The sequence below is a fragment of the Blastococcus sp. SYSU DS0541 genome, from assembly GCF_054050875.1.
The window spans coordinates 68,934-90,055 of record NZ_JBJHAD010000008.1; the positions used below are offsets into that span (position 1 = coordinate 68,934).

The 21,122-nt window shown below is 74.8% G+C and carries 22 protein-coding genes; 14 read left to right on the top strand and 8 right to left on the bottom strand.

Annotated features, from left to right (window positions below):
- The 3 genes from ACI794_RS10935 (at position 1) to ACI794_RS10945 (ending at position 2,931) form a co-directional block, all read left to right on the top strand.
- On the top strand, positions 1 to 2,067 hold the full coding sequence (locus tag ACI794_RS10935) for a glycosyltransferase (RefSeq protein ID WP_456616365.1): 2,067 nt from the start codon (positions 1 to 3) through the stop codon (positions 2,065 to 2,067).
- A 103-nt stretch (positions 2,068 to 2,170) separates the two neighbouring features.
- On the top strand, positions 2,171 to 2,383 hold the full coding sequence (locus ACI794_RS10940; protein WP_091930363.1) for a DUF4177 domain-containing protein: 213 nt from the start codon (positions 2,171 to 2,173) through the stop codon (positions 2,381 to 2,383).
- Between the two features lie 74 nt (positions 2,384 to 2,457).
- A complete protein-coding gene (locus ACI794_RS10945; protein ID WP_456603131.1) occupies positions 2,458 to 2,931 on the top strand; it encodes a DUF4334 domain-containing protein in 474 nt (157 codons plus the stop codon).
- Here ACI794_RS10945 and ACI794_RS10950 read toward each other — a convergent pair.
- Genes ACI794_RS10950 through ACI794_RS10960 form a run of 3 tightly spaced genes read right to left on the bottom strand, consistent with a single transcriptional unit; the run spans position 2,915 to position 4,778 of the window.
- Positions 2,915 to 3,322, bottom strand: a complete 408-nt coding sequence (locus tag ACI794_RS10950) for an arsenate reductase ArsC (protein WP_456603132.1) — start codon at positions 3,320 to 3,322, stop codon at positions 2,915 to 2,917. The two genes, ACI794_RS10945 and ACI794_RS10950, sit on opposite strands and share 17 nt — an antisense overlap.
- A complete protein-coding gene (arsB, locus tag ACI794_RS10955; RefSeq protein ID WP_456603133.1) occupies positions 3,319 to 4,443 on the bottom strand; it encodes an ACR3 family arsenite efflux transporter in 1,125 nt (374 codons plus the stop codon). The genes ACI794_RS10950 and arsB overlap by 4 nt, the downstream gene beginning before the upstream one ends.
- Positions 4,440 to 4,778, bottom strand: coding sequence for a metalloregulator ArsR/SmtB family transcription factor (locus tag ACI794_RS10960; RefSeq protein WP_456579983.1), 339 nt, complete (start codon positions 4,776 to 4,778; stop codon positions 4,440 to 4,442). Before ACI794_RS10960 ends, arsB begins: the two co-directional genes overlap by 4 nt.
- Positions 4,779 to 4,911: 133 nt before the next feature.
- Here ACI794_RS10960 and ACI794_RS10965 point away from each other — a divergent pair, with 133 nt between their 5' ends.
- From ACI794_RS10965 to ACI794_RS10990, 6 genes are all read left to right on the top strand, one after another.
- Entirely contained in the window at positions 4,912 to 5,379 is a 468-nt protein-coding gene (locus ACI794_RS10965; protein ID WP_456603134.1) for an ArsI/CadI family heavy metal resistance metalloenzyme, read from the top strand.
- Positions 5,380 to 5,504: 125 nt separating this feature from the next.
- A complete protein-coding gene (locus tag ACI794_RS10970) occupies positions 5,505 to 6,458 on the top strand; it encodes a hypothetical protein (RefSeq protein WP_456603135.1) in 954 nt (317 codons plus the stop codon).
- Between the two features lie 347 nt (positions 6,459 to 6,805).
- Positions 6,806 to 7,831: a BMP family ABC transporter substrate-binding protein gene (locus tag ACI794_RS10975; protein WP_456603136.1), complete on the top strand. Its 1,026-nt coding sequence runs from the start codon at positions 6,806 to 6,808 to the stop codon at positions 7,829 to 7,831.
- Complete coding sequence (locus tag ACI794_RS10980) at positions 7,828 to 9,435, top strand: ABC transporter ATP-binding protein (protein WP_456603137.1); 1,608 nt, start codon at positions 7,828 to 7,830, stop codon at positions 9,433 to 9,435. Before ACI794_RS10975 ends, ACI794_RS10980 begins: the two co-directional genes overlap by 4 nt.
- Complete coding sequence (locus ACI794_RS10985) at positions 9,432 to 10,517, top strand: ABC transporter permease (protein ID WP_456603138.1); 1,086 nt, start codon at positions 9,432 to 9,434, stop codon at positions 10,515 to 10,517. Before ACI794_RS10980 ends, ACI794_RS10985 begins: the two co-directional genes overlap by 4 nt.
- Entirely contained in the window at positions 10,514 to 11,443 is a 930-nt protein-coding gene (locus ACI794_RS10990) for an ABC transporter permease (protein ID WP_456579977.1), read from the top strand. The genes ACI794_RS10985 and ACI794_RS10990 overlap by 4 nt, the downstream gene beginning before the upstream one ends.
- 133 nt (positions 11,444 to 11,576) lie before the next feature.
- Here ACI794_RS10990 and ACI794_RS10995 read toward each other — a convergent pair whose 3' ends face one another.
- Complete coding sequence (locus tag ACI794_RS10995) at positions 11,577 to 12,095, bottom strand: DinB family protein (protein ID WP_456603139.1); 519 nt, start codon at positions 12,093 to 12,095, stop codon at positions 11,577 to 11,579.
- Positions 12,096 to 12,188: 93 nt separating this feature from the next.
- Between ACI794_RS10995 and ACI794_RS11000 the strand changes: the two genes are divergently transcribed.
- The gene (locus ACI794_RS11000) at positions 12,189 to 13,142 is read left to right on the top strand and encodes a helix-turn-helix transcriptional regulator (RefSeq protein ID WP_456616366.1); all 954 of its coding nucleotides are present in this window, start codon (positions 12,189 to 12,191) and stop codon (positions 13,140 to 13,142) included.
- Here ACI794_RS11000 and ACI794_RS11005 read toward each other — a convergent pair.
- Positions 13,066 to 14,004, bottom strand: coding sequence for a YhjD/YihY/BrkB family envelope integrity protein (locus tag ACI794_RS11005; RefSeq protein ID WP_456603141.1), 939 nt, complete (start codon positions 14,002 to 14,004; stop codon positions 13,066 to 13,068). The two genes, ACI794_RS11000 and ACI794_RS11005, sit on opposite strands and share 77 nt — an antisense overlap.
- Positions 13,997 to 14,629, bottom strand: coding sequence for a CAP domain-containing protein (locus tag ACI794_RS11010; RefSeq protein ID WP_456603142.1), 633 nt, complete (start codon positions 14,627 to 14,629; stop codon positions 13,997 to 13,999). Before ACI794_RS11010 ends, ACI794_RS11005 begins: the two co-directional genes overlap by 8 nt.
- 75 nt (positions 14,630 to 14,704) lie before the next feature.
- Between ACI794_RS11010 and ACI794_RS11015 the strand changes: the two genes are divergently transcribed.
- Positions 14,705 to 15,511 carry an SDR family oxidoreductase gene (locus tag ACI794_RS11015; RefSeq protein ID WP_456616367.1) on the top strand — a complete coding sequence of 269 codons (807 nt, stop codon included), beginning with the start codon at positions 14,705 to 14,707 and terminating at the stop codon, positions 15,509 to 15,511.
- Between the two features lie 21 nt (positions 15,512 to 15,532).
- Here ACI794_RS11015 and ACI794_RS11020 read toward each other — a convergent pair whose 3' ends face one another.
- Positions 15,533 to 16,459: a GGDEF domain-containing protein gene (locus ACI794_RS11020; RefSeq protein ID WP_456603143.1), complete on the bottom strand. Its 927-nt coding sequence runs from the start codon at positions 16,457 to 16,459 to the stop codon at positions 15,533 to 15,535.
- Positions 16,460 to 16,655: 196 nt separating this feature from the next.
- Here ACI794_RS11020 and ACI794_RS11025 point away from each other — a divergent pair, with 196 nt between their 5' ends.
- The 3 genes from ACI794_RS11025 to ACI794_RS11035 are packed head-to-tail and all read left to right on the top strand — an operon-like array spanning position 16,656 to position 19,749.
- Positions 16,656 to 17,780, top strand: coding sequence for a carboxylate-amine ligase (locus tag ACI794_RS11025; protein ID WP_456616368.1), 1,125 nt, complete (start codon positions 16,656 to 16,658; stop codon positions 17,778 to 17,780).
- Positions 17,777 to 19,072, top strand: coding sequence for an erythromycin esterase family protein (locus ACI794_RS11030; RefSeq protein WP_456603145.1), 1,296 nt, complete (start codon positions 17,777 to 17,779; stop codon positions 19,070 to 19,072). Before ACI794_RS11025 ends, ACI794_RS11030 begins: the two co-directional genes overlap by 4 nt.
- Positions 19,069 to 19,749, top strand: coding sequence for an alpha/beta hydrolase (locus tag ACI794_RS11035; protein WP_456616369.1), 681 nt, complete (start codon positions 19,069 to 19,071; stop codon positions 19,747 to 19,749). The genes ACI794_RS11030 and ACI794_RS11035 overlap by 4 nt, the downstream gene beginning before the upstream one ends.
- A gap of 7 nt (positions 19,750 to 19,756) precedes the next feature.
- Here the strand turns inward: ACI794_RS11035 and ACI794_RS11040 are convergent, their stop codons facing one another.
- A complete protein-coding gene (locus ACI794_RS11040; protein WP_456616370.1) occupies positions 19,757 to 21,025 on the bottom strand; it encodes a DUF2254 domain-containing protein in 1,269 nt (422 codons plus the stop codon).
- Positions 21,026 to 21,122 lie beyond the last annotated feature (97 nt).

Consider the following 21,122-nt stretch of genomic DNA (forward strand, 5'->3'; position numbering starts at 1 on the left):
GTGAGCATCGATCGGGCGGCCCTGGGCCGCCCCAGCGGGACCCGGGATGCCGTTCCGGCGCCGGAGAGCGCCGCGCGGCTGCTCGTGGTGCGCGCCGTCGCCGTCGCCGCCGTCCTGGCGACCGCCGGCTACCTCACCTGGCGGCTGCTGGTCACCCTGCCCGAGGGGCCGGCCCTCTGGCTCGGCGTGCCCTTCCTGGCGCTGGAGCTCTACGGCGGGCTGGCCCTGGTGCTGTTCGTGATGACCACCTGGGACGTCGCGCCGGCGACCGTGCCGGCGCCCCGCCCCGGACCGCCGCCGTCGGTCACCGTGCTCGTCGCGACCTACAACGAGCACCTCGACGTGCTGCTGCCCACCGTCGCCGCCTGCCTGGCCATGGAGGGCGAGCACGAGACCTGGGTGCTCGACGACGGCGACCGGCTCGAGGTCGAGGAGATGGTGACCGCGCTGGGCGCCCGCTACGTCGCCCGCGCGGAGCACGACCACGCCAAGGCGGGCAACCTCAACCACGCGCTGGCGCTGGTGCGGACGGATCTCGTCGCCGTGTTCGACGCCGACCACGTGCCCGATCCGGACTTCCTCACCCGCACGCTGCCCTACTTCGCCGACGAGCGGCTGGCGCTGGTCCAGACGCCGCAGCACTTCTACAACACGAGCTCCTTCGAACACCTGCGCCCGGGCGTCGACCTGCACGAGGAGTCGCTGTTCTACCGGGTGATCCAGGCCGGCAAGCACCACGCGGGCGCCGCCTTCTGGTGCGGGACCAACGCCGTGCTGCGGGCCGAGGCGCTCCGCGAGATCGGGGGAGTGGCCACCGAGTCGCTCACCGAGGACTTCCACACGACGATGAAGCTGCACCGCGCCGGGTGGCGGAGCGCGTACCACAACGAGGTGCTCGCCCGGGGACTGGCGGCGGGCAGCCCGGACGCCTTCTACGCCCAGCGCCGGCGCTGGGGCCGGGGTGCCATGCAGGTGCTGCGGCACGACAACCCGCTGACCGCGACGGGGCTCACCGCTCGGCAGCGGCTGGGCTACCTCTACTCGCTGTCGGCGTGGTTCGACTCGTGGCGGACGCTGGGTCTGGCCCTCGTCCCGGTCGCCGTGCTCCTGACCGGGGTGTTCCCGGTGGACGCGCCGCCCGTCCTGTTCGCGGTGACGGCGGGCATCTCGTTCGCCCTGCAGCAGGTGGCGCTGGGCCTCCTGTCACGCGGCTTCGCCCCGGCGCGCTTCTCCCTGCTGTTCGAGGTCGTCCGGCTGCCCTCCAACCTCGCGGCCACGCTGTCGCTGGTGCTCCGCGGCAGGGGTCGTTTCGCGGTCACCGCGAAGGGGCGCACGGGGGAGGACCGCACCCGCGCCCGGGTGCCCGCGCTGCTGCTCGTGCTCGCGGCCGTGCTCGGCGGAAGCCTGCTCTGGACCGCCGCGAGCCTGGCCGGCTGGACGCCGGTCGAGCACCGGCTGGGCGGGACCACCCTGGTTCCGGTCTTCTGGGTGGCGAGCACCCTGGGCTTCGTCGTCGCCGGCATCCGCCGCATCCGCGACCCGCGCTTCTCCGCCGAGCGCCGGGACGGCCATCGCTTCCCGGCCGCGTTGCCCGCCGTCGTCGACGGCGCCCCCGCCCGCTTGGTCGACGTCTCGCTCGGCGGTGCGCAGGTGCGGGTCCGCGGCGGGGGCGTCGCCGTCGGTGCGGAGGTCGCGCTGGCCATCCGCGTGCCCGACCGCGCCGCGCACGTCGTGTTCCGCGCGGTCGTCCGGTCCCGCGCCGAGGACGTCCACCGCCTGCAGTTCGTCGGGCGGCAGTGGCGCGAGCTGGCCGCGCTCTCGGCGACGGCGTTCGGCGCGGGCGCCGCCCGCTCGGCGGCCGTGGAGGTCACGCCGGTGACGGTCGAGCCTGCCGTCGCGGGTGGCCGGGTGCCGGCCGCCCGGGCCAACCCGGACGCGGTGGCTGCCGCGGTGCGCAGCCCGTTCGTCTCCCCGCTCGCCCGGCGCCCGGGACACGACGACACCCGGCCGATCCCGCGGTTGACGCCGGAGCTGGAGCGCGCGCTCTCCGGTGCCGACGGCAGGTAGCGCCCGGCGGTGGCGCTGCCTCTCGCCGGGCGCGGTGGCAGGTTCGTCACGACGTCGGCAGGCTGGCGGGTGACCGACCCGACGGCTGAGAGGACGGGCGACCATGGCTGCGGCGCGCTACGAGTACAAGGTCGAGGAGATCCGCGAGGGGCTCATCGGCGGCAAGATGTCCGGCGGGAAGCTGGAGAAGGTGCTCAACGAGCACGCCCGGTCGGGCTGGCAGCTCAAGGCGATCACCTCCGTGGAGGTGAAGGGCCGCATCGGCCCCGGCGGCGTCGACGGCGTGCTGGTCACCTTCGAGCGCCCGGTGGCGTGACGACGGACTCCCGGAGCAGCGACCAGCGGGTCGCGAGGGCCGTCCGGGGGATACCCCGCGCCGAGGCTCTCTCGATGTTCGACAGCGGCTCGGCGGTCGCCGTGGAGGAGATGACCGGACGGTGGCGGGGGAGCGGGGTGCCCACCGGGTCGCCGCTGGACGGGCTGTTGGAGGCCTACGGCTGGTGGGGCAAGGAGTTCTTCGACGCCGAGACCGCGCACCCGCTGCTGTTCGCGACCCGCTCGGGCCCGCGCCCGGTGGAGCCGGCGCTCGTCCCCGTCGGGGTCCTGCGCGGCCTCCCCGGAGTGGCCCGCTCGACGGCGGCCCGGCTGGCGTTCACCGCCGTCCGGCCGTTGCTGATGACGACCCGCCCCACGGCGCGGCTCCGCGCGCTGGAGCACCGCGGCGTCGTCACCGCCGCCATGGTCTACGACCGGCTGCCGATCATCGACGTCTTCCGGCGGGTGGACGGCCGCACCGTGCTCGGCCTGATGGACCTGCGCGGCCTGCCCGACCCGTTCTTCTTCCTGCTCACGCGGGAGAGCTGACCCCCAGCTCGGCGAGCAGCCCGCGGATGCGCCGCTCGATCTCGTCCCGGATCGGCCGCACCGACTCGACGCCCTTGCCGGCCGGGTCCTCGAGGGCCCAGTCGAGGTAGCGCTTGCCCGGGAAGACCGGGCACGCGTCGCCGCAGCCCATGGTGATCACCACGTCGGAGGCCTCGACCGCCTCGGTGGTGAGCACCTTCGGGCGCTGGTCGGAGATGTCGATGCCGACCTCGGCCATGGCCTCGACCGCGGCGGGGTTGACCTGGTCGCCGGGCAGCGAGCCGGCCGAGCGCACCTCGACGGCGTCGCCGCCCAGGTGGCGCAGCCAGCCGGCGGCCATCTGCGAGCGGCCGGCGTTGTGCACGCAGACGAACAGGACGCTGGCGGTCATCGGGTGCTCCTGGCGGTCGTGGGGACGGTCGGGTCGCCGGGGAACCAGCGCCGGGCGGCCCAGAGGGAGACGTAGACGAGGGCGACGAGGACCGGCACCTCGATGAGCGGGCCGACGACGCCGGCGAGGGCCTGCCCGCTGGTGACGCCGAAGGTGCCGATGGCGACGGCGATGGCGAGCTCGAAGTTGTTGCCGGCCGCGGTGAACGCGAGCGTCGCCGTCTTCGCGTAGCCGAGGCCCAGCCGCATGCCGAGCAGGAAGGACCCGCCGAACATGAGGACGAAGTAGGTGAGCAGGGGCAGGGCGATGCGGGCGACGTCCCAGGGGCGAGAGGTGATCGCGTCGCCCTGCAGCGCGAACAACATCACGATCGTGAAGAGGAGGCCGTAGAGGGCGACCGGGCCGATGCGCGGCAGGAACGTGCCCTCGTACCAGTCTCGCCCCTTGCGGCGCTCGCCCAGCGTGCGGGTGAGGAAGCCGGCCAGCAGCGGGATCCCGAGGAACACCAGCACCGAGAGCAGGATCGCCCAGACGCTGAACTCCGCGGACGTCGTCGGCAGCCCCAGCCAGCCGGGCAGCACCTGCAGGTAGAACCAGCCCAGCGCGGCGAACGCGAGGATCTGGAACACCGAGTTGATCGCGACCAGGACGGCGGCCGCCTCGCGGTCGCCGCAGGACAGGTCGTTCCAGATGAGCACCATCGCGATGCAGCGGGCCAGGCCCACGATGATCAGCCCGGTCCGGTACTCGGGGAGATCGGGCAGCAGCAGCCACGCGAGGGCGAACATCAGCGCGGGGCCGAGCAGCCAGTTGAGCACCAGGCTGGCGCCGAGGAGCCGCCGGTCGCCGGTGACCCGGTCCAGCTCGGAGTACCGGACCTTGGCCAGCACGGGGTACATCATCAACAGCAGGCCGATGGCGATGGGCAGGCTGACGTCGCCCACCTCGACGGCGGAGAGGAGGTCGTCCAAACCCGGCACCCCGCGGCCCAGCACCAGGCCGAGCGCCATCGCCGCGATGATCCAGACCGGCAGGAAGCGGTCGAGGGTGGAGAGCTTCCGGAGGACGGGGGCGTCGTCCGGGACGTCGGTGCGCGCGGTCTCGCGGACGGCGTCGCTCACGCGGGCACCGCGGTCTCGAACAGGCCGGCGACGGCGCGCAGCGCGGCCGGGCGGACGGCGTAGTACACCCACACCCCGCGCTTCTCCCGGTCCAGCAGTCCCGCCGAGTGCAGCACCTTCAGGTGGTGGCTGATCGTCGCCTGGGTGAGGTCGAAGGCGTCGTTCAGGTCGCACACGCAGGCCTCGCCGCTCGCGCTGGAGGCGATGAGGCTGACCAGCCGCAGGCGGACCGGGTCGGCCAGCGCCTTGAGCAGCGGCGCGACCTGCTCGGCCTGCTCGGCGGACATCGCGGTGCCGGACAGCGGGGTGCAGCAGGCCAGGGCGGGCTCGCTCATCGGGTCTCCTTCGTCGGACGTCGACCGCCATCGTAACGATGACCATCGTATTGACAAGCATCGATACAAGGTGTTCATTCTGCGTTCAGACATCGACGTCCGTCTATGTCACGTTTTCCTCCAGGAGGCCCCCGTGTCCCGTGTGCAGCTCGCCCTCCGCGTCGCCGACCTCGACGCCGCCGTCGACTTCTACTCGCGCCTCTTCGGCACCGCGCCGGCCAAGCGCCGCCCCGGCTACGCCAACTTCGCGGTCGTCGAGCCGCCGCTGAAGCTCGTGCTCCTGGAGGGCGAGGCCGGGGAGCCCACCCGCATGGACCACCTCGGGGTCGAGGTCGCCTCGACCGACGAGGTCACCGCCGCGACCGGCCGGCTCGCCGAGGCGGGACTGGCCACGCGGCCCGAGGAGGGCACGACCTGCTGCTACGCCGTCCAGGACAAGGTCTGGGTGACCGGGCCCGGTGGGGAGCCGTGGGAGGTCTACACCGTCACGGCGGACGCGCGTCCCGACCTGGAGGGGAGGACGGACGCGGAGCTCTCCGCCGTCTCCGGGGACGGCACCTGCTGCCGGACGGACGCGCAACCCGCCGCCGCCTGCTGCTGACGCCGCACGAGCGGAGCCCCCGCCGCTCCTGGCCCACCGCTCGGGGTCCTGGCTCGGCACCGACCGTGAGCCGGGACCCCAGGAGACCAGGTGACCTGGTCGACACGGGAGGGCAGGATGCCGCCGTGGATCTCGACGAGGTGGCCGACGAGCTGTACGCCGTCCCGCCCGAGGAGTTCGTCGCCCTGCGGAAGGCGCGCCAGGACGAGGCCCGGGCCGAGGGCGACAAGGCGCTGGCCAAGGAGATCGGCGGGCTGCCCAAGGCCTCGGCCGCCGCGTGGGCGTGCAATGTGCTCGTGCGGGAGCAGCGCACCGAGATCGAGGGCCTCGTCGAGCTGGGCGAGCTGCTGCGGGAGGCCCAGGAGAACCTCGCCGGCGACCAGCTGCGGGCCCTGGACGTGCAGCGCCGCCAGCTGCTCACCGCCCTGACCCGCCAGGCGCGGGCGCTGGCGCACGCCCAGGGTCACCCGGTGAGCGCGTCGGTGGCGACGCAGGTCGAGGAGACACTGCGGGCCGCGATGTCCGACCCGGAGGCGGGCCGGGCCCTGCTCACCGGCCGGCTGACCTCACCGATGTCCTACAGCGGCATGGGGACGACGGTCGCCCGGCCCGACCTGCGGCTGGTCCACCCACCGCGCCCCAAGCCCGCCGAGAAGCTCGCCCGGCCGCCGGCACGCGCGAAGCGGGAGGAGGCGGGGGAGTCGGCGGCCGCCCGGCGACGCCGGGCCGAGGAGGAGCGGGCCCGGGCCGCGGAGGAGAAGCGGCGGCGCGAGCTGGCCGCCGCGCAGGAGGCGGTCGACCGGGCGGAGGCGGCCGCCGCGGAGGCGGCGGAGGTGCTGGAGGAGCACCGCCGCGCCACGGCGGAGCTGGCCGCCCGGGAGCAGGAGCTCCGCGCCCGCGTCGACGAGCTGGCCGACCAGCTGGCCGACGCCGAGCGTCAGGCGGGGGACGCGGCGGCGGCTCTGCGGCGCGAGGAGCGCCGGCGGGCCGGTGCCGAGCGGGACGCCGCGGAGGCGGCGGAGGCGCGCGACCGCGCCGTCGCCGGGCTCGCCTCGCTGTCCGACGAGGCGCCGGGCTGATGCGCACCGCCCCGCGCCCCCCGCCTGTTCGGCAGGCCGGCGGTACCGCGGGCTCCCTCCCGGCTGTGGCGCACGGGGTGTCCAGGGTCGGAGAGGTGGTCAGCGGCAGAGCGTGACCGGATCGCAACACGAGACGTCACAGCCGGAAACGTTCCCGCCACAGGTCGGTCACGCCGGGCACCTAGCGTGCCCTTGCCCGCCCTGCTCCAGGTGGATCCGCCACGCCGCGCGGGGGCGGGGAGCTCGATCTCGATTGCGTTGCGGTGCAGGCTGTGCCCTGGGCCACACCTTAGCGCTGAGGTAAGTGTCTCTTCCTACGTCCACCGATCCCGAGGATGGTGTCGTCCATGCGATCCGCCCGACTGTCCGCGAGCGCCCTCGGCGCCGCGATGCTGCTCACCGTCAGCGCCTGCGGAGGCGGAGCCGGTGACGCCGGGGCCGGGGGCGGGGGTGCGACCGGCGGCGGTGAGGCGCCCCGGATCGCCGCCGTCTTCTCCGGCGTGACGACCGACGCGGACTACACGTTCCTCGGCCTGCAGGCCCTGGAGGCCGCCGAGGAGGAGCACGGCGCCGAGACGACCTACTCGGAGAGCGTCCAGGTGCCCGACGCCGAGCGCGTCCTGCGCGAGTACGTGGCCGACGGCTACAACGTCATCTGGACGCACGGCAGCCAGTTCTACGACGCCACGGTCGCGGTCGCCGCCGAGGCCCCCGACGTCGTCTTCATCGCCGAGCAGGACACCGAGCCCGCCGACGTGCCGGACAACGTCTGGGTCCTCGACCGGAACTTCCACCTGGCCTTCTACCCGCTCGGGGTGCTGGCCGCCGCCGCCTCGCAGACCGGCCAGATCGCCTACCTGGGCGGGGTCACCCTGCCCTTCTCCTACTCCGAGGTGCACGCCGTGGAGCAGGCCCTCGAGGACACCGGCTCGGATGCCGACCTGACGGCGGTGTGGACCGGTGACTTCAACGACCCGACGCGGGCGCAGCAGTTCACCAGCCAACTCCTCGCCGCCGGCAACGACGTCATCCTCACGTCGCTGAACCTCGGCGTCGTGGGGGCGTTCGAGGCGGTCGGCGACGGCCCGCCCGGGGCCCTCATGACCGCGAAGTACACCGACAAGTCCAACCTCGCCCCCGAGCACTACCTGACCTCGGTGCTGTACGACTTCGAGGTCATGCTCGACGAGATCCTGACCTCGGTCGAGGAGGGGGAGACGGGCGGCTACCTCGGGATGACCTACGACCAGGGCATCTCGCTGCAGGACCCACAGAACGTCGACCCGGCCGTGCTGGAGCAGGTGAACACGGTCCTCGAGCAGCTCTCGGCCGGTGAGGTCGAGGTCGACCGTGACGTGACGCCGGTCGAATGAGCGGCCCGGCAACCACCGGCCTGGTCGGGGGCGCAGGCCCCGACCAGGCCCGGCCCCTCACGATGACGGGGATCAGCAAGTCCTTCGGACCGGTCCGCGCCCTCGTGGACGCCGACTTCGAACTCGCTCCCGGCGAGGTGCACGGCCTGGTCGGCGGCAACGGCGCGGGCAAGACCACGCTGATGAACGTCCTCTACGGGCTCTACCGGGCGGATGCGGGCGAGATCCGGGTGGACGGCCGCCCGGTGCAGATCCGCTCGCCCCGCGACGCCATCGAGCTGGGCATCGGCATGGTCCACCAGCACTTGCTGCAGGTGTCGACCTACTCGGTGGTCGAGAACGTGGTGCTGGGCACGAGCGGCAGGTCCGGCGGCCTGCGCAACGCCGCCGCCCGGGTGTCGGAGCTGTCCGACCGGTTCGGCCTCGCGGTCGACCCCCGGCAGCGGACCGACCGCCTCTCGGTGGGCGCCCGGCAGCGGGTGGAGATCCTCAAGGTGCTGTATCGCGGCGCGCGGGTGGTCATCCTCGACGAGCCGACGACCAACCTCACGCCGCAGGAGGTCGACGACCTGTTCGCGTCCCTGCGCGAGATCGTCGCCGAGGGCACCAGCATCGTGTTCATCTCGCACAAGGTCCGCGAGGTGCTGGCCATCTGCGACCGCATCTCGGTGATGCGCGACGGCCGCCGGATGACCACGGTGCGCCGCGCCGACACCGACGCGAACGGGCTGGCCTCGCTCATGGTGGGCGAGCTCGCCGAGCCGTCCTCCGACCTGGCCGCGGCCCTGGGGCTCGGCGCGGTCGGCGCCGAGCCGGTCGAGCACCACGCGGGGACCACGGCCGGGTCCGCCACCCTGCTGCAGGTCTCCGGCCTGGTGGTGCACAACGACCAGGGCGTGCCGGCCTTGCACGGGGTGGACTTCGGCGTCGCAGCGGGGGAGGTCGTCGGTGTCGCCGGCGTGGCCGGCAACGGGCAGGTCGAGCTCGCCGAGGCGCTGGCGGGGGTCCGCCCGGTGCACTCGGGCGAGGTGCGGATCGGCGGCACCGGCCTGGCCGGCCGGCCGACCCGGCACTGGCTGGACGCCGGCGTCGCCTACGTGCCGGAGGACCGGCACCGCGACGGCATCCTCGGCGCCGCCTCGGTCACCGACAACCTGCTGCTGGGCTCCCAACGCAACCCGGCGCACCGCCGCGGTGGCCTGATCCAGTGGCGGCGGGTGCGCGAGCACGCCCTGCAGACGATCGAGCGGTACACCATCAAGACCCCCGGGCCCGATGCGCCGGCCGGCAACCTCTCCGGCGGCAACATCCAGCGGCTGGTGCTGGCGCGGGCGTTCGACCGGGAGCCCTCGGTCCTGGTCCTGCAGAACCCGACCCGCGGCCTGGACCTGCGGTCGGCCCGGTTCGTCTACGACCGCGTCAACGAGGCACGCGACCGCGGGTGCGCGGTGGTGCTGATCTCCGAGGACCTCGACGAGCTCAGCCTGCTGGCCGACCGGATGGTGGTCCTCTACTCGGGCCGGATCGTCGGCGAACGCCGGCGCGGCGATTACGACGCATACGCGCTGGGCCGCCTCATGGCCGGCGTCCAGGAGACCGCATGACCAGCCCCGTGCTCACCGAGCCGGACGCCGTCGCACCGGCGGCGCCCAGCCTGCTCGCCCGCCTGTTGCGCGGCCTGCTGCCCTACGTGCTCGCCCTGGCGGCCGCCTTCGCGGTCTCCGGGATCGTCATCGCCGCGCTCGGCTACGACGTCGGCGGGGCCTTCCGGACCATCCTCACGACGTCCTTCCGGACCGGGTTCGGCTTCACCGAGACCCTGACCAAGTGGGTTCCGCTCACGCTGCTGGCCCTCGCCTTCACGATCCCGCTGGCCGTCGGCCGGTTCAACATCGGCGGTGAGGGCCAGCTCCTGGTCGGCGCGACCGCGTCGGCCGGTGTCGGGATCGTCTACGCCGGTCTGCCGGCCGCCGCCCTCCTGCCGCTGGCGATCGTCGCCGGTGTGCTGGCGGGCGCGGTCTGGGCCGGGATCGCGGCGTTCCTCATGGGCCGGTTCGGGGTCAACGAGATCCTCAGCACCGTCCTGCTCAACTTCGTCGCCTTCCAGGTGGTCGACTACGCCGCGACCGAGATCTGGTCCGACCCGGCCGCGGGCGTGGCGGCCACCCAGCGCGTCGGCGCCGGCGCGCTGCTGCCCGACATCGGCGGGCCGCCCGGCGTGCACGCGGGCATCCTGCTCGCCGTGCTCGTCTCGCTGGCGACGATCGTGGTCACCCGGGGCACCCCCGCGGGCTTCGAGCTGCGGGCGGCCGGTACCAACCCGCGCGCGGCGGCGATCAACGGCATCCGGGTGGAGAAGATCGCCGTCGTCGCGCTGATCATCGGCGGCGCGCTGGGCGGCCTGGCCGGCGCCCTCGAGGTCGTCGGTGTGCACGGCCGGGCCATCGAGGGCATGCAGGCCAACTTCCTGCTGCTCGGCATCATCATCGGGCTGATCGCCCGCGGCAGCGCCCTCTGGGTGCCCGTGGTCGCCTTCGGCATCGCGATCCTCGAGGTCGGCGCGAGCTCGATGCAGCGCACCGTCGGCGTCCCGGCCGAGATGGTCCTGATCATCGAGGCCCTGATCCTGATCTTCCTGCTGCTCTCCGACGTGATCGCAGCCCGTCTGGCGAGGAGAGTCGCATGACCGAGTTCACGTCCCTGGCCCAGCTCACGGTGATCGCGATGGTCCCGTACCTGCTGGCGTCGCTGGGCACCATGCTGGGTGGGCTGGCCGGCGTCTTCAGCGTCTCCCAGGAAGGCATCATGCTGCTGGGCGCCTCGGTCGGGTTCCTGATCAGCTTCGCCACGGACAGCAGCACCCTCGGCATCCTGCTCGCCGCGGGGGTGGGCGCCGTCTTCGGCTTCGCGCTCGGGTGGGCGACGACCATCCTGCGACTGGACCAGTTCGTGGTCGGTCTGGCGCTGTTCTTCGCCGCCACCGGGCTGGCCGGGCTCCTCTACCGGGTGGTGATCGGCCAGACCGCGACCACTCCGCGCACCGACACCCTGCCGCGGCTGGAGATCCCGCTGCTCAGCGACATCCCCGTCCTGGGCACGGTCTTCTTCTCGCACAACGCGCTGGTGTACTTCGCCGGGGTGCTCGCCGTGGCGCTCTACTTCTTCCTCTACCGGACCAGGGCCGGGCTCGACCTGCGATCGGTCGGGGAGAACCCGCGGGCGGCCGACAGCCTCGGCATCGCCGTCGTCCGCACCCGGCTGTGGACGACGACGGCCGGCGGCGCCCTCATGGGCATCGCCGGAGCGTTCCTGCCGCTGATCTACACCGGCACCTTCACCGAGGGCATCGTGGGTGGCCGGGGGTGGCTGGCGATCGCGCTCACCTTCTTCGGCGGCTGGCGCCCGCAGTTCATCGTGGCGGGAGCCCTGTTCTTCGCCGCGATGGAGGTGGTCGCCCTGCGCACGGAGATCGCAGGGACCGACATCCCGGGGCAGCTGCTCCTGGTGATCCCCTACGTGGCGACCCTCGTCGTCATGATCTTCGCCTTCCGCTGGGCGCGGGTGCCGCAGTTCCTCGGCCGCAACTACGACCGGGAGAGCCGGACCGGCTGACCGGAGCCGCCGGTACCGAACTCCTGCCGGTGGGGGCGCCGGACTGCCCGCATCCGCCCGACGTCGCGCGGAGGTTCCGAGGACCGGTCCTGCAGAGCCCGGCCGCCGTCGCCAGGCCGGGCACCTGAGCGGCTCAGCCCATCGTCTTCTGGCCGTCCAGGGACTCCCGCAGGATGTCGGCGTGGCCAGCGTGCTGGGCGGTCTCGGCGACGATGTGCAGGAACACCCGCCGCGCCGACCGGGTGGCGCCCGGCGGGAACCACGGCGCCTCCGGCAGGGGGTGCGAGACGTCCAGGTCGGGCAGCGTGCGCACCAGGTCGTCGGTGCGCCGGGCCACCTCGGCGTAGTCGGCGAGCACGCCGGCGAGCGTCTCACCCGGCAGCAGCCGGAAGCCGTCCTGCCAGTCCGCGACGCCGGCCGCGTCGGCCGGCGCGGCCATGGCCTGGGTGCCCTCCACGACGAAGCGGGCCCAGCCGGCCTCGGTCGCGGCCACGTGCTTGACCAGGCCGCCGAGCGTCAGCTCGCTCGCGGTCGTCCGCTGCCGCGCCTGCTCGTCGCTGAGCCCCTGCACGGTGCGGCGCAGGAAGTACCGGTGCGCGGCGAGGGTCTCCAGCAGGTCGGCGCGCTCGGGGCTGAGGGAGCTGTCGGTCATCGGGAGGTTCCTTCCGTCGGGTGGGGCGGTCAGGTGTGACGGTAGGGGCCATCGGTGCCACTTTCCGGCCTCGATCGAGGAGGATCTGCACCCGTGGCCGACACCGGGAACCGCACCCTGCGACTGCTCTCCCTCATGCAGACCCGACGCCAGTGGTCCGGTACCGACCTGTGCGACCGGCTCGGGGTCTCGCTCCGGACCCTGCGGCGGGACGTCGAGCGGCTGCGCGAGATCGGCTACCCGGTGGAGGCGCGCCCGGGTGTCGGCGGCGGGTACCGGCTGGCACCGGGCGCGGTGCTGCCACCGCTGGTGCTCGACGACGACGAGGCCGTCGCGCTGACCGTCGGGCTGCAGGCGGCCGCGCAGACGGCGGTCGCAGGCATGGGGGAGGCGTCGGTGCGGGCCCTCACGAAGGTGGTGCAGGTGCTGCCGGCGCGACTGCGCCGCCGGGCCGAGGCGCTCGACCGCGTGACGACCCGGGGGGCGTGGGGCGGGGGGCCGCTCGTGGACCCGGGGGTGCTGACCACGGTCGCCGAGGCCTGCCGGGACACCGAGCGGCTCGCCTTCGGCTACACCGACGCGGCCGGTGCGCGCACCGAGCGGCTCGTCGAGCCCTCGGCCCTGGTGGCCCTGGGCCGCCGTTGGTACCTCGTCGCCCACGACACCGGGCGGGGGGACTGGCGCAGCTTCCGCCTCGACCGGGTGACCGCGCCCCGGCCGACCGGCGCCCGCTTCGCGCCCCGCCGGCTGCCGGCCGAGAGCCCCGAGGCGTTCGTCCGGGCCGGCGCGGACACGCGCACCGGGTCGTTCACCGTCGTGGCCCGGGTGGACGCCCCGGCCGCGGTGGTCCGGCCGCGCATCGGCACCTGGGCGGCGGTCGAGGACGACGGGGACCGGGCCTGCCGGGTCCGCATGGAGACCGACCAGCTGGGCTGGGCCGCCTTCGCGCTCGGCACGGTCGGGACCGGGTTCACCGTCGAGTCGCCCCCGGAGCTGCCGACCCTGCTGGCCGAGTGGGCCCAGCGGTTCGCCCGGGCGGCCGGCTGACGGGGCCGGCGTCGGCTCCTGCGGCGCGCCGGGCGTGCACCCGGCGGGCCATCACGCGGTACCCGGCGATCAGGGCCGCGTTGCCCAGCAGCAGCCAGAGGCCGAGCAGCACCGCTGTCGCCAGTGCCGTCGCCCCGTAGCGGGCGGTGAAGTCGGCGAACTCCAGGTAGACGAGGTAGCCGCCGGTGGTGGCGGCCACCAGCCCGGTGGCGGTGGCGGCGCCGACGACGACGTCGACGACCCGGGCCTCCCAGAGGCGGAACAGCGTGTAGATGAGCCCGATGACGAGGCCCAGGAGCAGCAGCACGCCCAGACCCAGGGTGATCCGCAGGGCCGGACCCGAGCCCAGCAGCCGCGGCACCAGGTAGAGCGAGGCCAGCCCCGAGAACACCACGACGGGGAGCACGGCGATGATCGCCAGCGCCAGCAGCCGCCCCTTCCAGCCGCGGATCCGCCGCTCGGTCTCGGGTGCGACGGCGCTGAACGCCCGGGCCAGGGCGGCGCCGTAGGTGGTCGCCGGCCAGACCGCCGCGACGGCCGCCACGGGCCCGGTCGTCGACGCCACGTCGATCAGGGCGCGCAGCACGTCGGCCACCGGGAGCTGGTCCGGCGCCTGGTCCTCCACCTGGGTCCCGAGGTCCTGCAGCGCGGAGTCGTCGACCACCAGACCGGCGACCCAGAACCCCAGCAGCACCATGGGCGGCAGGGAGACCATCGCGTAGAAGGCCAGGCTCGCGCTGGTGGTGAGGAACTCCGGGCTGCGCAGCCAGGCCACGAACCGCCGGACCCGGCGGGGCACCCGCCGGTAGCCCTTCCCCAGCCGTTCCCGGAGTCGACGGACCCTCTCGCGGGCCTCAACCACAGCTCGGGCCGTCCTCCTCCGGTCGAGCGATCGGCTGCTCCGGCGGCGTCTCGTCGCTGACCTCGGGGCGGTCGGCGCCGGCCGTGCGGCCGAACTGCTGCGTCGCCCACACCGAGCCGTCGGGGGCGCAGAAGAAGCCGATGCCGATGCGGTTCCAGCCGGGGTTGAGCACGTTCACCCGGTGGCCGTCCGAGCGCATCCACCCGACGTGCGCCGTTCCGGCGGACACCGGGCCGGACGCGGTGAAGACGTTCTCCCCGACCCCGGTGAAGCCCTCCAGCTCGTTCCGGCCGAGCACCTCACCCAGGTCCTGGTGCGAGATCCCGCCGGCGCCGGCCATCTCCTCGCTCCACGCCCGCGCCACGGTCGCCAGCCCCTCGTCCCACTCCAGCGGCGGCAGGTCCCGCGCCGCGCGCTCGTCGTTCACCCGGTCGAAGACGTCGCGGGCCATCCGGGCGGCGGGGTCGCCGTCCTCGGCCGACGGCGGCTCGTCGGGTTCGGGTGCGGACGCGGTCCCGGCGCCGGGCGAGGGCGAGGTCTCCACGGCGACGCACCCGGTGGTGGTGAGGAGGACGGCGGCGAGCGCGAGCAGGAGCCGGGCGAGCAGGGATCCGTTGGCGGCCATGCCGGTCTCCTACCCGGCGCGGTCGCCGGACGCGTCGCGGTGCGGGGCTGTCACGGGATCGTTAGCGTCGCCGGCATGGCCGGGAGCAGCGGGCGGGTCGCCCTCGTCACGGGGTCGGAGTCGGGCATCGGGCGGGCGATCGCGCTCGCCCTCGCGGAGCAGAGCTGCGACGTGGGCATCACCTGGTACCGCGACCGGGCGGCCGGCGAGGCGACCGCCGAGCAGGTGCGGGCCCTCGGCCGGCGCGCCGAGGTGCGCCACCTCGACCTCACCCGGCTCCCCGGCGCCGCCGACGTCGTCGACGAGCTGGCCGACGCGCTCGGCGGCGTCGACGTGCTGGTCAACGACGCCGGCACCGGCCACTCGACCCCGCTGCTGGACCTGGAGTTCGCGACCTGGCGCGAGGTGCTGGCCACCGACCTCGACGGCGCGTTCCTGTGCCTCCAGCGCGCCGCCCGACGCATGGTCGCCGCCGGCGAGGGCGGGCGGATCGTCAACATCACCAGCGTGCACGAGCACGCCCCGCGCGTCGGCGCGGCCGGCTACTGCGCCGCCAAGGGCGGGCTGGGCCTGCTCACGAAGGTCGCCGCCCTGGAGCTCGCCGAGCACGGGATCACCGTCAACTCCGTCGCGCCCGGCGAGATCGCCACCCCCATGACCGGTCAGGAGGACGACGACCCGACCGCACCCGGCCACGAGCGCCCCGGCGTCCCGCTGCGCCGGCCCGGCGACGCCCGGGAGGTCGCCGCGGTGGTCGCCTTCCTGGCCTCGCCGGCGGCCGGCTACGTCACCGGGGCGTCGTGGGCGGTGGACGGCGGGATGCTGCAGATGGGCCCCATGGCCGGGTCCCACCTGGCGGCCGACGACTGGCGCCGCGGCTGACCGCGACCGCGCGCCGGGAACTCAGCTGAGCCGGTCGCGCTTGCGCCGGTAGAGCTGGGCGTCGGCGCGGGCCAGCACGGTCGCGAGCTCCTCTCCCGGCCGGGCCGTGGTGACCCCGGCGGTCCAGGTGAAGGGGTGCGTGCCCGCCAGGGCGACCATCAGCTCCCACGCGGCGGCCTCGTCGGTCGCCGGCAGGCACAGCACGAACTCGTCGCCGCCGTAGCGGCCGAGCAGGTCGGCCCGCCGCAGCCGGCGGCGCCAGCCGGCGGTGAGCTCGCGGAGGAGGTCGTCGCCGGCGCGGTGCCCCTCGCGGTCGTTGACCTCCTTGAAGTCGTCCAGGTCCAGGATCGCGAAGCTCAGCGGCTCACCGGTGCGCGCCGCCCGCGACAGGTGCCCGGACGCCTGCTCCTCCCAGGCGCGGCGGTTGGCCACGCCGGTGAGCGGGTCGGTGCTCGCGGCCCGGCGCAGCTGCCGGGCCAGCCGGCCCTGCACCTCGGTGAGCGCGACCACCGAGACGACGACGGCGACCCACGCCGACAGGAAGTCCGAGGGGGCGGCGGCCCAGGCACCGGCGCTGCCGCAGAGGACCGCGATCGCGCCGTGCACCCGGGCGGCGGGCAGCGGCAGGAAGTGCGCGGCGTACAGGCTCACCGCGATCAGCGCCGGCCCGAGGCCGACCACGCCCACGGCGGTCGCCGAGCGCCACGCGACCACGCCGATGAGCACGGAGAGGAGGGCGACGCCGGCGTGCAGCAGCCACGGCCGCACACGGCCGGCGGTCGACCGCAGCACCGCGCCCGCGGTCAGGCCGAGCCCTCCGAGGGCCCACAGCAGCCCGACGGGTGTGGCGTCGTCCATCGGCGCCGCGGCGCCGAACCAGCAGAGGAGACCGCTGATGCCGTAGACCACCGCCAGCAGGGTCGCGGCCGTCCGTGGTCCGGTGTGCACCCAGTTCCTCCGCGTCCTCCCCCCGAGGTCGACCCCTCCATCCTGCGGGGCGAGCCCGGCTGCGCGCCCGAGGGGGAGGGGGAACGACCCGTCCGGGTGGTGCCGTCACGCCGGTCCGGCGGGGTGCAGCGGGGTGCGGCGGCGTCGCCGGGGCCGTACGGTGCGCCCAGGGGTCCAGCCCGGGACAGGAGAGCGTGTGCAGTCCACCGCCGGTCGTCCGGGTGCCGCGGGCGCCACCGTCGGGGTGGAGGAGGAGTTCCACCTCGTCGACCCCGAGTCGTTCGCGCTGGCCCCGAGGCCGGAGCTCGTCCGCGCCGCCGCGCGGCACGAGTTCGGCGAGCGGGTGCACGCCGAGATCACCACCACCCAGCTGGAGACGGCCACCGGCATCTGCCGCACCCTGGGCGAGCTGCGGAGCGCGCTGGCCGGCACCCGGGCGGAGGCGCAGGCCGCGGCGGGCGGCGCCGGGGCCGCGCTCCTCGCGGCCTCCACGCACCCGTGGGCCGGCTGGCGCGAGCAGGTCATCACCCCGGAGCCGCGGTACGAGGCCATGGTGCGGCGGTGGGCCGGGCTCGCCCAGCGCCAGGACATCTGCGGCTGCCACGTGCACGTCGGCGTCCCCGACCTGGACACGGCGATCGCCGTCCTCGACCGGGCGCGGGTGTACCTGCCGGTGCTGCTGGCGATGACCGGCAGCTCCCCGTTCCACGACGGCGGGGACACCGGCTACGAGAGCTACCGGACGCTGTGGTGGGGCCGCTGGCCGCACACCGGCATCCCCGAGCCGTTGGGGTCCGCGGACCGCTTCCGGGCGGTCGTCGACGGGTTGGTCGCCGCCGGCGTCATCGAGGACGCCTCCCACCTGTACTGGGACCTGCGGCCCTCGGCGCACCTGCCCACCGTGGAGTTCCGGCTGGCCGACGTCTGCACCGACCTCGACGACGCCGTGCTGCACGCCGCGCTCGCCGCCTCGCTGGTCCGCGTCCTCGTCGCCCGTGCGCGGCGCGACGAGCCCTTCGAGCAGCCGCGATCGGAACTGCTGCGCGCGGCGCGCTGGCGGGCCGCGCGGGACGGCCTCTCCGGATCGCTGTTCGACCCGGTCGCCGGGGTGCTGGTCGACCCCCGCGTCGCGGTCGACGGGCTGCTCGCCGAGCTCGCCGACGACCTGGCCGACCGCGGGGAGGAAGGGGAGGTGCGCGACCTGGTTGACCGGCTCTTCGCGCGGGGTACCTCCGCCGACCGGCAACGGTCCGTCTGGCGGCGCACCGGCGACCTCCGGGAGGTGGCCGCCGCCGTCGTGCACGAAGGGAGCCGGCGATGAGAGGTCCAGGGCACGCCCCGATCCGCGAGCTCGCCCGGCCGCTGCGCGCCCCTGCCGACCTCGACCCCCTCCTCGAGCGGGTCGGCGACGCCCGGATCGTGGCCATCGGCGAGGCCAGCCACGGCACCCACGAGTACTACGCGTGGCGGGCGGCGCTGACCCGGCGGCTGGTCGAGGAGCTCGGCTTCGACCTGGTGGCGGTCGAGGGCGACTGGCCCGACTGCTACCGGGTGGACCGCAGCGTGCGGCTGCGGGCCGGCGCCGACGAGGACCCCCGCGATGCCCTCGACGCCTTCGCCCGCTGGCCCACCTGGATGTGGGCCAACGACGACGTCGTCGACTTCTGCCGCTGGCTGCGCGACCACAACGCCGGGCTGCCCGAGGAGCGCCGCGTCGGCTTCTACGGCATCGACGTCTACAGCCTGTGGGACTCGATGCACGCGCTGGTGGACTGGCTCGCCGAGCACGAGCCCGGTCACGTCGACCAGGCCAAGCAGGCGCTGGCCTGCTTCGAGCCCTTCGGCGAGGACGGCGCGGAGTACGCCTTCGCCAGCCGGCTCGCGCCCACGTCCTGCGAGCAGGCCGCCGTCGACCTGCTGCGGGCGCTGTGCGAGCGGCGGGGCGACGCCGAGGCCGCCACCGGGGCCGACGCGCGCTTCGCCGCCGAGCAGAACGCCGCCGTGGTGGTGGGCGCCGAGCGCTACTACCGCGCCATGGTGCGGGGCTCCGCGGAGTCGTGGAACGTCCGCGACGTGCACATGGTCGACACCCTCGACCGGCTCCTGGACCATGCCGGCCCGAAGGCCGTCGTCTGGGAGCACAACACCCACATCGGCGACGCCCGGGCGACCGACATGGCCGCGGCCGGGATGACGAACGTCGGGCAGCTGCTGCGCGAGCGGCACGGCGTCGACGACGTCGTCCTCGTGGGGTTCGGCGGCTACCGCGGCGGCGTGGTCGCGGGGCGGCAGTGGGGCGCGCAGATGGAGCGGATGACGGTTCCCCCGGCCCGGCCCGGCAGCCTGGAGGCCCTGCTGCACGACGCCCTCGGGGAGGACGCGCTCCTCGTCTTCCCGCGCGGGGAGCGGCCGGAGTGGCTGGACCGGCGGCTGGACCACCGGGCCATCGGCGTCGTCTACCGGCCCGAGCGGGAGAAGTGGGGCAACTACGTGCCCACGGTCCTCGGCGAGCGCTACGACGCGTTCCTCCACCTCGACGACACGACGCCGCTGCAGCCGCTGCACCTCGAGCGGGCCGACGAGCACGTGCCGGTCGGGGCGTTCGACGCGTGAGCGACCCCGCCGCCGCCGCGACCGGCCGCCTGGTCAGCCGCCCGACGGCCACGCCGCCGGGCGAGGCCTGGCCGGCCGGGGTGCACGCGCTGGACCTCGGCGGGGGAGCGGAGGCGCTGCTCGCCGTCCCGCCGGGTGAGCCGGTCCCGCGCCCGCTGCTGGTGTTCTTCCACGGCGCCGGCGGGACCCCGGCGCAGAGCCTCGCCGCGGTGGGCGCGGCCGCCGCCGGGCGCGGCGTCCTCGTCCTCGCGCCGCGCTCGGGCGCGTCCACCTGGGACCTGATCACCGGGCGGCTGGGCCGGGACGTCGCCGTTCTGGACGCCGCCCTCGCGCAGGTGGCCGAGCGGGCGCCGGTCTCCCGCCGCGCGGTCGGCGGGTTCTCCGACGGCGCCTCCTACGCGCTCTCCGTCGGCCCTGCCAACGGCGACCTGTTCGACGCCGTCCTCGCCTTCTCCCCGGGTTTCGCGCACCCGCCGGCGCAGGTGGGGGCACCGCGGCTGTGGATCACCCACGGCACCGGTGACCGGGTGCTGCCGGTGGACCGCTGCGGCCGCCGCCTGGCGACGGCGTTCGACGCGTCGGGTTACGAGGTCACCTACGACGAGTTCGACGGCGGGCACGTGGTGCGGCCGGACGGCGTGGTGACGGCGCTGGACTGGTGGCTGGGCACGGCCTGAGCCCGGCTCACATCGAGCGGGTCACCCCGGCGCGGTCGGCGAAGGCGTCGGCGATCCGCCCGTCGAGGGCCGCGGTGACCTGGTCGCGGTGCAGACGGACGCCGTCGGCGTCCGTCCGGCTCCAGTCCGAGGACAGCTCCCCGGCGACCAGGTCGGCGGCTCGCTCCACCTCGGCGCGCTGCTCGTCGTCCCGGCAGGCGACGGCGACGTCGCGGAGCATCCGCAGCAGGGCGGTGATCAGCGTCGGCTCGCTCCCGCCGAACCGGGCCACCTGGCCGCACGTCAGGTCCAGGTAGTACCGGATGTCCCGGTCGGGGACGATCGCCCGGCCGACGCCGTCGCCGTCGGCGTGCAGGGTCGGTCCGAGGTGCCGGCCGGTGAGCCGGACCAGCAGGTCGCCCATGTGACCGATCGCCGTCGCCGCCGTCACCGGGTCGTTGATGCTGGGGGACATCGCCTTCACGGCGATGTCCTCGAGCTGGCGGAACCCGAACGCGGCGTCCTGGTCGATCGTCCGCTCGTTGTTCAGGACGACGGCCGCCCGGACGACGCCACCCAGGTCCTCGCCCCCGCCCCAGGTCGTCGCGATCGGGCTCCCCATGGTGATCATGTCGCCGGGACGGACCTCGACGCGGACGACGGCGTCGTGGTCGCGGGCGGCGTCGACCAACGTGTCGGTGTCGACCACCTCGACGAACCCGCTGCGGTCGGCGCTCACCAGCCGCCCCGCGCTGGTCTCCAGGTCCAGCTCGTCCGGGGACCGCTGCCCGTGGCCGGTGTAGGGCCCGTAGAACGTCTCGATCGCCCGCCGCGCGTCGTCGTGGACCCGCGTCATCATGGTGTCGACCCGCAGCATGCGCACCATGTGGCTGATGAAGGCGAGCAGGCCGCCGACGCAGGCGATGCCGAGCAGGGCAGCGACGAGGCACACCAGCGTCGGCACCGGCTGGGAGCTGTTGATGCCGCGCAGCCCGGTGACGGCGAACACGAAGGTGGCGGTCAGCACCGAGAGGACGCGCTTGGTGACCCCGTCGCGGACGAAGTCGCGCAGCAGCCGGGGCGAGAACTGCTGCGAGGCGAGCTGCAGCGCCACGATCGTGATGCTGAAGGTCAGGGTGGCGATGGTGACCGCGGCCGTGGCCACCAGCTGCAGGAGCGTGCCGGCGGCGCTGGTGTCGGCCGGCCAGAGGGCGGCGAGGAACCCGCCGCGGGGTTCCACCATGCCCAGGGCCCACCCGGCGGCCGCGGCCACCACGGCGCTGGCCGCGGGCCACACCCAGAGAGGTGCCTGCGATCGTGCTGCGCTCGCCTGTCCCCGTTGCGTCACGGGGCGCGCCTACCCGTTCCCGGGCCGTTACGCACCGGCGCGAGGA